Below are 13,487 nucleotides of genomic sequence, written 5' to 3'. Positions count from 1 at the left end.
GTCATCCGCTCACCCTCCCTGGGGCGACAGCGGAATGGGCGACGAGCTGCGCGCCCGACCGATGGGATTGTCGAGCGTTCCGGCGTACATGAGGGAAGCGGACTGGTCCGCGAGGTCCACCATGCGCAGCGTGTTGCGCAGTTGCAGACGATTCAGGCACGAATGGGCGAATGCATCGGCCCGCAGGTCGACGAGTGACTCAAGGTCGGGATGCCCATCGGCATGCTCATCGACCGTCTCCCCGACCAGGCGCCAGAAGTCCCCCTCAGTCAGGGTGCCGTCGATGTGGAGGATGCCCGCCAGGTGCCGGAGCACCCCATCGAAGACGTCGGTGAAGACGGCGAGCGCCTTCTCCTCGTCGCCGACGGGGGCGACGATGCGTCGCACCTCCTCCGGCAGCGTGCGCTCGGACAGGAGCGCCACTTCCTCACCGATGTCCTTCATGAACACACCGGTCGGCACGTTCCCCTCGAGGATGAGGATGAGGTTCTCGCCGTGCGGCATGAACGCGAGATCGTGGGCCAGCAGGCTGTGCACGATCGGCCGGAGATACGCGCGAAGGAACCGGTGGACCCACGCGGTCGCGGGGATACCGGAAGCACGGATGAGCGTGGTGACCACCGAGACGCCCTCGCTGTCGCGATGCAGGAGCGACGCCAGAGTCGCCAGTCGCTCAGCCCCGGCTGCCAACGGCACCGGGCTCTCGCGCCAGAGGGCGGCCAGCATCTTGCGGTGGGCGGACGGCTGTGCGGTGCGGTGGTACACGTCGCCCGTGTAGCCGATCGACGCGCGCTCCCGGAGCACTCGGAAGCCGGCATCCGCGAATGTCGGGTCGGCGGCCACGAGCGCGGCCACCCAGTCGTTGATCGCGGGTGTGACACGCATGTACGCCGGAGAGAGCCCCCGAAGGAACCCCATGTTCTGCACAGCGAGAGCCGTCTTCACGTAGTGCCGATGCGGATGCGAGACGTTGAACATGGTGCGCACCGATTGCTGGGCGCGGTAGTCGTCTTCGCTCTCGCCGATGTAGACGAGGTCGCGTCGGGCGAGGTCGGGAGCGAAGGTGATGGTCACGCGGTTCTCCCACTGCCACGGGTGCACCGGCAGCAGGTGGAAGTCGGCCGGCTCCTCGCCGAGGTCGCGAAGACGGGTGGCGAAGCGATCGCGTTCGGTCGGACTCAACTCGCCCGAAAGCAGGGTCTCCTCGGTGAGATCGGCGCCGAGGGCCAGATGCGATGCTGACCGCCGCGCGGCGACCCACACCAGGCGGAACGACCGGGCGGCCTCGGGAGCGAAGGTGGCATGATCCGAGACACCGAAGCCGATGCGCCCGTTGTTCGCGACGAAACCAGGGTGCCCCTCGGTCATTGCCGCCTCGATCGTCTGGAAGTCGGCGCCGGCCAGCTCCCGCGCCGACGGCCCACCCCGCGCGATCTTGAACATCGAGCCGGCGAGCGTGGAGGCGATCTCTTCCAGGTACAACGGGAGAAGCTCATCCGACAGGCCGAGGGTCGGCTGCAGCTCGAGGATCAGCTGCTGCGCGTCCAGCACGGCATCCGCACCGTCGATGAGGCGACGGACGCTGCTCTCCTCGATGATCCAGTGCTCCAGCTCGGTACGCATGGCGCGGAACCGGTACTCGACGGCGGAGGAAGGCACACCGACGCGCCAACCATCGCCGGAGGGCTCCGGGGCGATCAGCCGTTCGTGACTGAACTCCGCGAGAGCCTTGGCCACCAGGTGACGCTGTGCGCGCTCCAGCGAATCGATCGTCAGGTGGGCGGCGGGGGCGATCATGCGCGTCCCTCTCGGTCGAGGCGGATCAGTTCGGACGCCGCGAAGCCGGCGCGGGTGCACACCGAGAGCATCGCGGTCTTGAGGTGCCCGCCCTCGTCGATGACGACGTGGCGCACCTCTTCGAAGCCGGCGCGCACGTTCTTCGCGCGGATGCGCGCGTTGCGCACATCCGGTTCGACGACCACGCGCTCCGCGCCGAGCTCATCGAAGCACCACGACATCACGGCGGCGAACACCGCATCGGTCAGCCCGTGTCGGGGGTCCTCGCCCGGAGGCGACACCAGGACGTGCATGCCGATGTCGCCCGGCACCGCGTCGTGGACCTCTGTCAGCAGCACCTGCGCCGGGTCATAGGTCTCGGCGTAGAACAGCGGGACCTCGTCGACCAGCCCGAGCCACGCCTGCTGGGCGGGATCAGCATCGACAGCGGCGAGATAGGCCGCGACGGCGGGGACATCCAGGTCGGTCATGCCCCAGTACGCCGAATGGGGATCGGCCAGCCAGCGGTGCAGGATAGCCGCGTCCCGAAGGGGGCTGGCGACGGTGAGCGATACTCCGATCCCGGTCGTCGTCGTCATCGCACGACCGCCCCGGGCACGGTGGACTCCCGGAGGGCATCGGCGGGGACACCGAAGTCCTGGAACGCGATGCGGCGCTCGATCGGGTAGACGTCTCGACCGAGGATCGACGAGAGGATCGACGAGTTGCGCCAGGCGCCGAAGCCGAGGTCCGGGGCGGTCAACCCATGGGTGTGCTCTTCACCGTTCTGCACGAAGACCCGCCCGCGTCCGCCGTCGACGCTGTAGTCGCGCGCGACGTCCATCCTGCCCAGGGCATCCCAGTCCAGACGGTCGGCGATGCCCTGCAGGAAAGGCGGCGTCTGGGCAGAGTACCCCGTGGCGAGGATGAGCGAGGCCGTCTCCCTGTCGTGCTGCTCTCCGAGCTGGCCGTGCCGCAACGAGAGCCGGAAGCGCACGCCGTCCCACTCGGCGGCGGTGACCTCGGTGTCGGCGAGGAGCGTCGTGGGCACTGGACCTTCGGCGCTGAGCCGATAGAGGGTGTCGTAGATGTCGTCGATGAGGTCGGCGGAGACACCCTTGTAGAGGCTCCGCTGCTCCCGACTCAGGTGCTGCCGCAGCGCGAGGGGAAGGCCATGGAAGTGATCGGTGTACTCCGGTGAGGTCATCTCCAGGGTGAGCTTCGTGTACTCCATGGGGAAGAACCGCGGCGACCGGGTGATCCAGTCGAGACGATAGCCGCCGTCGCGCGCACCCTCGAGGAGATCGCGGTAGATCTCGGCCGCCGACTGGCCGCTGCCGACCACCGTGATCGAATCCGTCGCACGAAGCGCATCACGATTCTCCAGGTATGCCGAGCTGTGCACGGCACGGCCGGAGATGTCGCGGAGAGCCGTCGGGATCGTGGGGCTCGTGCCGACCCCGACGACGACGTGTCGGGCGCGCAGTGTGCGCTCCTCGCCGGTGTCGGTGCGCATCGCCTGCACGATGTAGACGTCGTCGACAGGGTCATGCTCGACCCGCACGACCTCGTGATTCCAGTGCAGCTGGTGCAGCTGCTCGGCCGCCCAGCGGCAGTACGCGTCATATTCGGTACGCAGCGCATAGAAGCTCTCACGGATGTAGAACGGGTAGAGCCGCCCCGATTGCTTCAACCAGTTGAGGAAGGAGAAGCGCGAGGTGGGATCGGCCATAGTGACCAGGTCGGCCAGGAACGGCACCTGGATGGTCGAGCCCTCGATCATCATCCCGGGGTGCCATCGGAAGCATTCCGCACGGTCGAGGAACACCGCGTCCACCCCGAGCGGATCCGCGAGACAGGCGAGCCCCAGGTTGAACGGGCCGATGCCGATGCCGACGACGTCGTGCACGTGCGCGGTCATGCCGTCGCCTCCGCGGCGACGAGATCCGGCGATATGCCCGCGAGAGCAGTCGCCGCGTCCTTCACGATGTCCAGGATCGTTCGGACGTCGTCGAGGGTGGCTTCCGGGTTGAGGAGAGTCAGTTTCAGGCAGGGCCGTCCGTCGATCACCGTCTTCGCGACGAGTGCACGGCCGGATTCGAAGAGCACGCGCCGGACCCCCGCGACGAGCTCATCCTGCACTGCGGGCGGCACATCCCCGGGACGCGCGCGGAAGAGCACGGTGCTGAGCTGGGTGCGACCCACCAGCTCGAGTTCGGGATCGGCGTCGACCAGATCGCCGGCGGCCGTGGCGAGATCGATGACCGCGTCGAACAGCTCGCCGACCTGCGCCGTCCCCATCGATCGGAGCGTCGCCCACAGCTTCAGCGCGTCGAAACGGCGCGTGGTCTGCAGCGACTTGTCCACCTGATTGGGTTCGTCGTTCTCCCGCGGGTTGAGGTAATCGGCGTGCCAGGCGCCCGCAACCAGATCCCGGGGGTCGCGCACGAGCAGGGCGCTGGAGGAGACGGGCTGGAAGAAGCTCTTGTGGAAATCGACGGTGACGGACCGTGCCCGTTCGATGCCTGCAAGAAGGTGCCGGCGCCGGGACGAGACCAGGAGTCCTCCTCCGTAGGCAGCGTCGACGTGCAGCCACAGACCGCGGGCGTCGCACACCGCGGCGATGCTCGCGAGCGGGTCGATCATGCCGCGGTCCGTCGTGCCTGCGGTGGCGACGACAGCGATGGGCACCCGTCCCTCCGCCACAGCCGCAGAGACCGCCGCATCGAGGTCAGCCGGAAGCATCCGCCCTGCGCTGTCGTCGGCCACCTCGATGACCGCATCGTCGGCGAGGCCGAGCAGCAGCGACGACTTGCCGACGCTGAAATGACTGGATGCCGTGGCGAAGACGACCAAGCGAGACATCGACGTCGTACGCGAGCCGCCGACCGCCGCCAGTGCCGCCTCTCTGGCGAGGAACAGCGCATGGAGGTTCGACTGCGTGCCCCCGGAGGTGAAGATGCCGTCGCCCGAGGCGAACCCCACCCATCCCGTCACGGCCTCGATCAGCCGACGCTCCATCAGCGTGCCCACCGTCGACTGATCGTAGGTGTCGACCGAGGTGTTGACCGCGGCGAGGATCGTCTCGGCCGCGACGGCGGGGAGCGCCACCGGGCAGTTCAGGTGCGCCGCATACAGGGGGTGGTGAAACCACACGGCGTGGGCGAGGAAGAGATCATCGATCTCACGGATGGCCGACGCGGTGCCGATGCCGGAGCCGGCGAGGTCGACCCGATCGACGAGATTCTGCAGTTCTGCGAGCGAGGCGCCGGAAGTGGGTTGTGTGGTTTCGGTGAACCTTGCGGCCACCCGAGACGCCGTGCGTGCGATCTGGGAGCGGTAGACGTCGACGGTCGAGGAAGTGAGCAACTCAGTCACGATGGACAACTCCTAAGTTAGGTTTGCCTATCCTACATATGATTTTTAGACTGTATAGAAAAACTCGCGACGTGGGCGGATGCGGACGTGGGCGGATGCGGCAGCATCGAGGACCGATGACAGCGGGCAGAAACGCAGAAACGGCCCCCACCGAAGTGGAAGCCGTTCCTTCACTGTCTCAACACAGTGTGCGCCCGAAGGGACTCGAACCCCTAACCTTCTGATCCGTAGTCAGATGCTCTATCCATTGAGCTACGGGCGCCCAGCCCGCTCAGCGGGCCGTAGAACAGCCTACAACAGTCCCGACGCGAAAGCGAAACGAGGCCTCAGTCCTCCACCGACGCGGCCTTCTGCTGCTTCTTCCGGCGCTTGGCCTTGGCCCTCTGCTCCGACGAGAGCGCCTGCAGATCGACGAGTCGAAGGGCCTGCATCCGCGCTTCGCGCATGCGGTTGTAATCGGGATCCTGATCCGGACGCATGCCCTCGACCCGCAGTCGGCGGTCGAGGTTGTGGCGCACATCCGCCCAGGCGGCGTCACGCGCCTCCTCGACGATCTCGGCGAGCCGATCGCGGTCCTGCATGATCTCTCGCAGGCGCACGGCAACGCCGGTGGACTGCTTGGCACGTCGGCGGAGGTTGCGCACATCGCGGTCGCGGTAGTCGTGCGTCCCCACCGGATCGGAGTGCCGGCCCCTCGCCCTCTTGCGCAACGCGGTGACGGTGGCGGCCGCCTCTTCCGACTCCTCGGCCATGGCACGAAGCGCCTCACGCGCGTCGTCGATGTACTTGTCCGTGTCGAAGACGCCGTCTTCGGCGATGGTGCCGATGAGGATGTGGTTCTTCACGGCGAGGCGCGCCGCAGCGGTCGCGATCGCAACGCCCTCGGCGATGGCATCCGCTGTCCGTCCCACCGGTACCTCCTCTCCTTGAGCGTACCGGTATCACTGCAGCCCGGTGTCGGCCAGAATGGTTCGGAATCAGCTTGCCCCACCCATCCGACATCCGCGGGTTCGCACCAGGATCGCGCCGTGCAGGAGAGCAATGAAGCACCTCGAACTCACCGGCAGCACCACCGTGATCACCGGAGCGGCGAACGGGATGGGCGCGGATATCGCACGCCTGCTGGCGGCTCGGGGAGTGCACGTCGCGCTCATCGACCACGACGCCGCGTCACTCGCGACGATCGCGGCCGAACTGCAGGGCGTGCGCGTGACGACGCATGTCGTCGACCTCCGCCACGACGAGGCCGTGTTCGCGACCGCCGCCGACATCACCGAGGCCCACCCGCGCATCAACGCCCTGATCACGTGCGCCGGCTCGTCGATGCTCGGCGACATCGACCAGCTCACCATGGAGGAGATGCGCTGGCTCACCGACGTGAACCTCTGGGGAACGGTCTCGGTCACCAAAGCCCTTCTCCCCGCGCTCCGCGCCGCGCCGGCCGCGCACATCACGCACCTGGCGAGCGTCTACGCACTCGCCGCCCCCGCCGGCCGCATCCCGTACGCGGTCAGCAAGTTCGCGGTACGCGCGTTCTCCGAGGCTCTGCGGCACGAGCTCGAGGGCACCTCGGTGAGCGTCGGAGCCGTCTACCCTGCGGGGGTGCGCACCGGGATCATCCTGCACGGTCGCTACGCCGCGGCGATCGACCCGGAGGTGGCGGCCCGGGCCGCCGCCGCGCAGGCCGCGATGTACCACACCGAGCCCACCGATGCCGCGGCCCGGATCGTGCGGGCGACCGAACGACGGGCTGCGCGCACGATGGTCGGGCGAGAAGCCCGCCTGATCGACGTGCTCACCCGCATCGCTCCCGCCTCCTACTGGCGAGTGATGCGTCGCCCGTTGCGCGCGGCGATCGACACCACGACGCCGGCGACCTGAGGCGACGCCGGCGACCTGAGGCGACGCCGGCGACCTGAGGGGACGCCGGCGACAGGCTCCCGCTCAGCGGACGGTGCCCACCCAGATGGCCGAGGCCCACGCCTGCTGGTCGCCGTTGCAGCCGACCGATCCGGGATAGCCCCGCACCACGGCCATGCAGTTCGCGAGGAACTCCGGGTCACCGCCGAACAGCGCCCCGTACGCCCCGGATGAGGTGAGCGCGCCCCATACGCGGAACTGGTAGATGTGCGCGAGCTCATGCGCCATCGCCCAGTTCAACCGGCCGGCACTCCAGGTCGCGATGTCGGCGCGGTACTTGATGTATCCGTTGCTGTTCGCGCATGCCGGGGCGTTCCCGCCCGCACACGACGAGGACTCGTAGAGTCCCACGCCCCCACCACCGACGAGGTCGAGGGCTGCCCGCACCCGCGCGTATCCCTCCGGACCGCTCGACGACCACATCGGCCCTCCGGGACCCGAGCTCTGTGCCGCCTGCCAGGACGCGACCTCTGTGCCCACCTTCTCCGTGAGCGCGTGCAGGGTCGCCGTGGCCGCCGCGACGGTATCGGGGTTCTCCTTCTCGGCGGCGACGGCCTGCTGTGCCGACAGGGCGGCGGCGCGGTGCGCGGCCGTGTCCACCCGACCTTCGGCCCCCTGGAGTGCGGCGGTCAGGGCTTCTACCTCGGCGAGGAAGGCGGGCCGCAGCGCGAGGACGGCGGCGCGATCGGCGGTCTCCTGCTCTGCGCGTTCGACGGCCCCGTCGAGGTAGTCGGTGCGCTGGCCGGCGTCGCGATACTGGCCGTTCAGTGCGACGAGCTGTGCGACAGCGGTCGTTCTCTCGTGCTCGAGGGCGTCAGCTCTGCCGATCATCCCCGAGATGAGTAGCACCGCGGCGGCGAGGGTGACGGCCAGCACCCGGCGGATCACGGCAGGAACCCCGTCGTGTCGGCGATCTGCGCGTCCTGCTCAGCGAGCTTCGACCGCAGGGCGGTGAGCTTCTCGGCGAGTTCCCGGTTCTCGCCGCGCGACGTGTCCAGCGCGCCTTCGACGCGTGCGATCTCCGCTTTGACCGCGGCGATCGACGCCATGCGCTCCTGATCCGCGATCGCGACGAGCGTGATCCCGCCGACGAGCAACAGGCATCCGACCGCGACAGCAAGACTCCGCATCTCGCTCCCCAGGACAGCGCAACAGTTCCGGACCGACTCCGATCGCCCCAATATACAACCGGAGCCGACTCTGCGGTCCCCCGACCTGCGTCAGGGCGAACCGGCAGCTCAGGCCGTCAGGTCACTGTTCTCGGCGAGGCGTCGCTCGGCTGCGGACTGACCACTGGCGAGGTGCGCGGGGACGATCCGGCGCAATGCCTCGGTGTCACGCGCAGTCATCGCCTCGAGGATGATGCGATGCTCGTCCGCCATCGCGAGCAGATCGTCGTGCTGACCGAACAACCAGCGCAGACGCGTGAGGAACACGGCGATGAGCTCTCCGAGCATCTCGTTCGCCGCGAGTTCGACGGCGACCTCGTGGAACTCCGCTGCGGCCACCCTCGCAGCCTCGGAATCCTGCGCCTTCGCGGCCGCGAGCTCACGCTCGTAGACCTCGCGGATCCGGGCGATACCGGCCTCGTCGTGCCGCTCGGCGGCGAACACGAAGATCAGCGTCTCGATGGCCTCGCGCACCTCGGCGAAGTCCTGGATGTCCCGATGGGTGAACTCCCGCACGACTGCCCAGGTGCGGGGACGGGCGACGACGATCCCCTCCGCGACGAGCGTGCGGATGGCCTCCCGGACCGGAAGTCGCGACACATTGAGCTCTGCCGCGATGTCGCGCTCCACCAGGCGCGACCCCGGCATCCGCCGCCCGAGGATGATGTCATCGCGAAGGATGCGCGTGACCCTCACCGACTCGAGTTCGCCGCCTCCTGCTATAGCCCCCGCCATCTGGGCATTCTCGCACTCCCGGCGGTGTTCCTCAACTTTTGGTATCCCAAGCCCTCGCAGCGGCGGCGGCCCGGGCGGGGACGAGGGCTCCTCCCTCGCCCCCGACGACGCTCAGGGCAGGCGGTTCGCGATCGCGAGGTTCGCCGTGAGCTCTTCGGCAGTCTGCCGCACCACATACGCCGGGCGGTCGCGCTCGACCCTCCAGGACTCACTGAGCGGACCCACGTTGACGGTGTCGAAGCCGGCCTCGTCGTAGAAGCGCGTCACGAAGGCCACGGCTTCCACGTCATCGCCGGCCGTGGCCAGCGCGCGACGGTCGGGGGTGCCGGCCGGCGTTCCGTCGGACGTGATCTCCGAGGCGAAGATGTGGTTGAACGCCTTCGCGATCTTCGCGCCGGGGAGCGCACGCTGCACCAGCTCCGACGTCGTGGTCTCCCCCTTGTCGAGGGCTTCGATGTGTCCGTCCCGCTCGAAGTAGTAGTTGTTGGTGTCGAGGACGATCTTGCCCGCGAGCTGCTCGGCCGGGAGCTGGTCGATCGCGCCGAGGGGCACAGTGACGACGGCCACGTCTGCGGCAGCGGCCGCGTCCTGCGCCGTCGCGGCCCGAGCCCTGGGCCCGAGCTCGGCGACCAGGTCGGCGAGTGTCTCCGGTCCACGCGAGTTGGCGATCACCACGTCGTAGCCGTTCGCGACCGCGACGCGCGCGACCTGGCTGCCGATGTGTCCTGCACCGATGATTCCGAGAGTTGTCATGTTGGCCCCAACGCCTCGCGCTCAGGGCTATTCCCGTCGAGTGCTCGCGTGACCGTGGCTCAGACCTCGCGCAGCAGGCTCTCCTCGGTGCGGCGGTAGCCGAGCTGCTCATACAGGTCGACGGCCCCCGTGTTGAAGCCGAAGACATGCAGCCCGATCGAGTCCGCGCCGAGCCTGCGGGCTTCTCTCTCGGCGGCGTGCATCAACGCGCGTCCGTATCCCTTCCGGCGCTGATCCGCGGCCACCTCGATGTCGAGGATGAACGCCTGCGGACGACCGTCACGCCGCCGCATCCCGAACCACAGGATGCCGACCTCGGTTCCGTCGACAGCAGCGGTGAAGAATTCCTGTCCTTCGGTATCGAGCCCGTCGGGAAGCTCCTCGACCATCTGGCGATGCGACTCGGCGATCGCCTCCTCGGACGTGTAGCGCCCCGACGCGACGAGGTCGTGCGCGAACCCTTCCTCTGACGCTGCCGCGAAGCGGGGGAAGCGTTCCGCGGTCATCGGCGACACCTCGACGCGGGAAGCGGGGTCGCGCACCGGAAGCGGTTCGAGCACCATCTGGATCGAGGCCACCTCGAATCCGCCCTGTTCGGCGAATACCCGTCCGGCCGTGTCCTGCGGAAAGAGCTGCGCCCCGATCTGGGTGGCGCCCATGTCGCACGCGATCGGGAGCAGGAGCGCGAGCAGCCCTTCGTTCTGGGCATCGCTCAGCGTCTCGGCACCGCCGAGGTCGACGTCGAGGTCGAGGTCGAGGTCGAGGTCGAGCAGGAGCATCTTCTGTCCACTCAGGGCCAGCACGAGTGTTCCGAGTTCGCCGTCCGCATCGTCGACGATGCGCATGACCCGCGTCGTCGAGGTCGCACCGCCCTCCGGGAACAGGTCGCCGAACACCTGCTCGACGTGCCCGACAGCGTCCGCGCCAAGGCGTCGCCCCGACTCCCTGTTCCGGTCGATCAGGCGCTGCCGTGCGGTTGTCGCCCACGCCTCGAAGCGGGTGGAGGGGAGGGGCGTCAGGTGCAGGGACATGCGTCCATCCTGCACCTCAGCTGCGCGTGAGCGCGTCTTCCGCGGCGACCCAGGCGAGCATGGCGCACTTGACGCGCGCGACGTACTTCGACACCCCACCGAGGGCAGCGGCATCACCGAGGAGCTCTTCATCCGGTTCGATCGTGCCGCGGGATCGCATCGCCTCGCGGAAGGCCGCGATGCGCACCTCGAGGTCTTCGACGCTGAGTCCTTCCGCGAGCTCCGCCAGCAGAGAGGCCGATGCCTGCGAGATCGCGCAGCCGTGCCCCTCCCAGGCGATCGCCTCGACGCTGCCGTCGACATCGCGGTGCACCTGCAGGGTGATCTCGTCACCGCAGGTCGGGTTCAACTGGTGGGACTGCGCGGGGATCTCGTCGCGGAGTCCATAGCCGTGCGGCGTGCGCGAGTGGTCCAGGATCAGCTCCTGGTACAGGTTCTGCAGGTCGCTCATGCGCCCCTCCGGAAGAAGTCGATCGCTCCGGCGACGCCCTCGATCACGGCGTCCACCTCGGCCTCGGTCGTGTACAGGTAGGTGCTCGCCCTGGTGGAGGAGGTCACACCCAGGCGGCGGTGCAGCGGTTGCGCGCAATGGTGGCCGACGCGAACGGCGATGCCGCGGTCGTCGAGGAACTGACCCACGTCGTGCGAGTGGATGCCCTCGACGTCGAAGCTCGCGAGGCCGACGCGGGGCAGGTCGATACCGGCGCCGAGCACACGCACGCCGTCGATCGCGCTCAGCCCGTCGACGAGACGGCGGCCGAACGCGGCCTCGTGCGCGGCGATGCGCGGCATCCCCACCTCGGTCAGGTATCCCACGGCCGCGGCGAGCGCGATCGCCTGCGAGACGCGCTGCGTTCCCGCTTCGAAGCGCTGGGGCGGCGGCAGGTATTCGGCCTCGGTCGTGGTCACCGTGGTGATCATCGAACCGCCCGTCAGGAACGGGGGCATCGCTGACAGCACCTCGCGCCGACCGTAGAGGGCGCCGATGCCGGTCGGTCCGAGCATCTTGTGACCGGACAGCACGGCGAAGTCGACCCCGAGGGCACGCACGTCGAGCGGGAGGTGGGGTGCCGACTGGCAGGCGTCGAGCAGCGTCAGTGCGCCGACCTCGCGCGCGAGCGAGACGAGCTGATCGACGGGGTTGACGACACCGAGCACATTGGAGACATGGGTGAACGCGACGAGCTTCGTACGGGCGGTGATCAGCTCCGCCGCGACGTCGAGCCGCAGGCCCCCGTGGTCGTCGAGGGGTATGACCTTCAGCGTCGCGCCGGTGCGCGCCGCCAGCTCCTGCCACGGGATGAGGTTCGCGTGGTGCTCCATCTCTGTGGTCACGATCTCGTCGCCTTCGCGGAGACGGAGCCCCTCGGCGGCCGCTCCCCCGCGCCCGAGCGACGCGTTCGACAGCGAGTACGCGACGAGGTTGATCGCCTCGGTCGCGTTCGAGGTCCAGACGATCTCGTCGTCGGCGGCGCCCACGAATCGGGCGACGGCGGCGCGCGCGTCTTCGAAGAGCTCGGTCGCCTCGGCGGCGAGCGTGTGCGCGCCACGGTGCACCGCGGAGTTCATGGAGGTCGCGAAGTCACGCTCGGCGTCGAGCACCGCGGTCGGGCGCTGCGACGTCGCCCCCGAGTCGAGATACACGAGCGGATGCCCGTGCACCTGCGCTCCCAGGATCGGGAAGTCCCCGCGGATGCGCCGCACCTCGGCCTCGTTCAAGGGGGCGATCAGGTCGACACCGGGAGAAACGCTCATCGTTCCAGTTTCCCACCTGTGAGCAGGGGGTGGGCGCAGGCGTCAGCGCCCGTCGAGCGTCTTCGCGTCGGCGGCCTCGTCGTAGCGGTCCTGCGCATCGCGGACATCCTCCACGTGCGACTCCGCCCAGACCTGCAGCGCCTGGAGCGGCTCGTGCAGGGTCCGCCCGAGCGGGGTGAGTCGGTACCGGGGATGACCGTCGTCACCGACCGCCCGCTCGAGCATCCCATCGCGTTCGAGGGCGCGGAGTGTGTCGACGAGCACCTTCTTCGTGATCCCGTCCATCCGGCTGTGCAGCTCGCCGAAGCGCAGCGGCTGCTCGTGCAGGAGGACGACGATCATCGCGGTCCACTTGTTCGCGATGCGGGCGAGGGACGCGCGCGACGGGCAACTGGCGGAGAACACCGTCCATGTGCGCGACATCCGCCGCTCCTTCCCCGGTGACGTTGAAGTAACCGCGTCCCGGTCGAGACGCTGGATGCTCCACAGTACCGACCCATCCAGGAGGAGCATCATGTCGGCAATCGACGTCGTAGGACAGTATGGTGCGGCCATGGCCGCCGGAGACATGGAGGCGCTGGCCGCGACCTTCCACGCGGACGCCGTCTGGCACCAGCCCGGAGAGAGCCAGGTCTCGGGGGACCATGTCGGTCCCGACGCGATCCTCGCGCACCTCGGCCGGTTCATGCAACTGAGCGGCGGAACCTTCGCCCTCGAGACCGAATCGGCGACCGAGAGCGGCGCACTCGTCTCAGCGACCGTGCGCTTCCGTGCCCAGCGCGAAGGGCGCGACGACCTCGACCAGCACGGCGTCGACGTCTTCCGCGTCGCCGATGACCGCATCGTCGAGGTCTGGTTGATCAGCGAGGACCAGGACGCGGAGGACCGCTTCTGGGGCACCGTCTGATCGAGGGCACCGGATCCGGCAGCACCGTCTCCGGCAGCACCTGATCCGGCAGCGCCGGGTGGC

Annotated in this window: 15 protein-coding genes and 1 tRNA gene; 2 read left to right on the top strand and 14 right to left on the bottom strand. The window is 68.7% G+C overall.

Annotated elements, in window-relative coordinates:
* Positions 1–9: 9 nt before the first annotated feature.
* From DW307_RS17145 to DW307_RS17120, 6 genes are all read right to left on the bottom strand, one after another.
* Entirely contained in the window at positions 10–1,797 is a 1,788-nt protein-coding gene (locus tag DW307_RS17145) for an IucA/IucC family protein (RefSeq protein WP_081859711.1), read from the bottom strand.
* Positions 1,794–2,375, bottom strand: a complete 582-nt coding sequence (locus DW307_RS17140; protein WP_081859712.1) for a GNAT family N-acetyltransferase — start codon at positions 2,373–2,375, stop codon at positions 1,794–1,796. Before DW307_RS17140 ends, DW307_RS17145 begins: the two co-directional genes overlap by 4 nt.
* The gene (locus tag DW307_RS17135; protein WP_136025298.1) at positions 2,372–3,697 is read right to left on the bottom strand and encodes a lysine N(6)-hydroxylase/L-ornithine N(5)-oxygenase family protein; all 1,326 of its coding nucleotides are present in this window, start codon (positions 3,695–3,697) and stop codon (positions 2,372–2,374) included. The genes DW307_RS17140 and DW307_RS17135 overlap by 4 nt, the downstream gene beginning before the upstream one ends.
* Complete coding sequence (locus tag DW307_RS17130; protein ID WP_275090568.1) at positions 3,694–5,154, bottom strand: pyridoxal phosphate-dependent decarboxylase family protein; 1,461 nt, start codon at positions 5,152–5,154, stop codon at positions 3,694–3,696. The genes DW307_RS17135 and DW307_RS17130 overlap by 4 nt, the downstream gene beginning before the upstream one ends.
* Before the next feature lie 189 nt (positions 5,155–5,343).
* Positions 5,344–5,416: transfer RNA gene (locus tag DW307_RS17125), tRNA-Arg, on the bottom strand.
* A 64-nt stretch (positions 5,417–5,480) separates the two neighbouring features.
* Positions 5,481–6,065, bottom strand: a complete 585-nt coding sequence (locus DW307_RS17120; RefSeq protein WP_136025297.1) for an asparagine synthase — start codon at positions 6,063–6,065, stop codon at positions 5,481–5,483.
* Positions 6,066–6,195: 130 nt separating this feature from the next.
* On the opposite strand from DW307_RS17120, the gene DW307_RS17115 reads away from it, so the two are divergent.
* On the top strand, positions 6,196–7,035 hold the full coding sequence (locus DW307_RS17115) for an SDR family NAD(P)-dependent oxidoreductase (protein ID WP_029266072.1): 840 nt from the start codon (positions 6,196–6,198) through the stop codon (positions 7,033–7,035).
* 63 nt (positions 7,036–7,098) lie between these two features.
* On the opposite strand, the gene DW307_RS17110 is transcribed toward DW307_RS17115, so the two are convergent.
* The 8 genes from DW307_RS17110 to DW307_RS17075 form a co-directional block, all read right to left on the bottom strand.
* Positions 7,099–7,962, bottom strand: coding sequence for a hypothetical protein (locus DW307_RS17110; RefSeq protein WP_029259692.1), 864 nt, complete (start codon positions 7,960–7,962; stop codon positions 7,099–7,101).
* Entirely contained in the window at positions 7,959–8,204 is a 246-nt protein-coding gene (locus DW307_RS17105; protein ID WP_021198161.1) for a hypothetical protein, read from the bottom strand. Before DW307_RS17105 ends, DW307_RS17110 begins: the two co-directional genes overlap by 4 nt.
* A 108-nt stretch (positions 8,205–8,312) precedes the next feature.
* Positions 8,313–8,978, bottom strand: a complete 666-nt coding sequence (locus DW307_RS17100; protein WP_029266074.1) for a GntR family transcriptional regulator — start codon at positions 8,976–8,978, stop codon at positions 8,313–8,315.
* Positions 8,979–9,089: 111 nt separating this feature from the next.
* Positions 9,090–9,731: an NADPH-dependent F420 reductase gene (locus tag DW307_RS17095; protein WP_029259690.1), complete on the bottom strand. Its 642-nt coding sequence runs from the start codon at positions 9,729–9,731 to the stop codon at positions 9,090–9,092.
* Positions 9,732–9,790: 59 nt separating this feature from the next.
* Positions 9,791–10,762: a GNAT family N-acetyltransferase gene (locus DW307_RS17090; RefSeq protein WP_136025296.1), complete on the bottom strand. Its 972-nt coding sequence runs from the start codon at positions 10,760–10,762 to the stop codon at positions 9,791–9,793.
* 16 nt (positions 10,763–10,778) lie between these two features.
* Positions 10,779–11,213 carry a Fe-S cluster assembly sulfur transfer protein SufU gene (gene sufU / locus DW307_RS17085; RefSeq protein ID WP_136025295.1) on the bottom strand — a complete coding sequence of 145 codons (435 nt, stop codon included), beginning with the start codon at positions 11,211–11,213 and terminating at the stop codon, positions 10,779–10,781.
* Positions 11,210–12,517, bottom strand: a complete 1,308-nt coding sequence (locus DW307_RS17080; protein WP_136025294.1) for an aminotransferase class V-fold PLP-dependent enzyme — start codon at positions 12,515–12,517, stop codon at positions 11,210–11,212. Before DW307_RS17080 ends, sufU begins: the two co-directional genes overlap by 4 nt.
* 42 nt (positions 12,518–12,559) lie before the next feature.
* A complete protein-coding gene (locus tag DW307_RS17075; protein WP_021198167.1) occupies positions 12,560–12,940 on the bottom strand; it encodes a winged helix-turn-helix transcriptional regulator in 381 nt (126 codons plus the stop codon).
* A 91-nt stretch (positions 12,941–13,031) separates the two neighbouring features.
* Between DW307_RS17075 and DW307_RS17070 the strand changes: the two genes are divergently transcribed.
* On the top strand, positions 13,032–13,424 hold the full coding sequence (locus DW307_RS17070; RefSeq protein ID WP_021198168.1) for a nuclear transport factor 2 family protein: 393 nt from the start codon (positions 13,032–13,034) through the stop codon (positions 13,422–13,424).
* Positions 13,425–13,487: the final 63 nt, after the last annotated feature.

Origin of the sequence: Microbacterium sp. K27 (assembly GCF_004794435.1) — a bacterium.
Classification (GTDB): Bacteria; Actinomycetota; Actinomycetes; order Actinomycetales; family Microbacteriaceae; genus Microbacterium; species Microbacterium maritypicum_A.
This window is presented reverse-complemented; position numbering and strand designations above follow the sequence as displayed.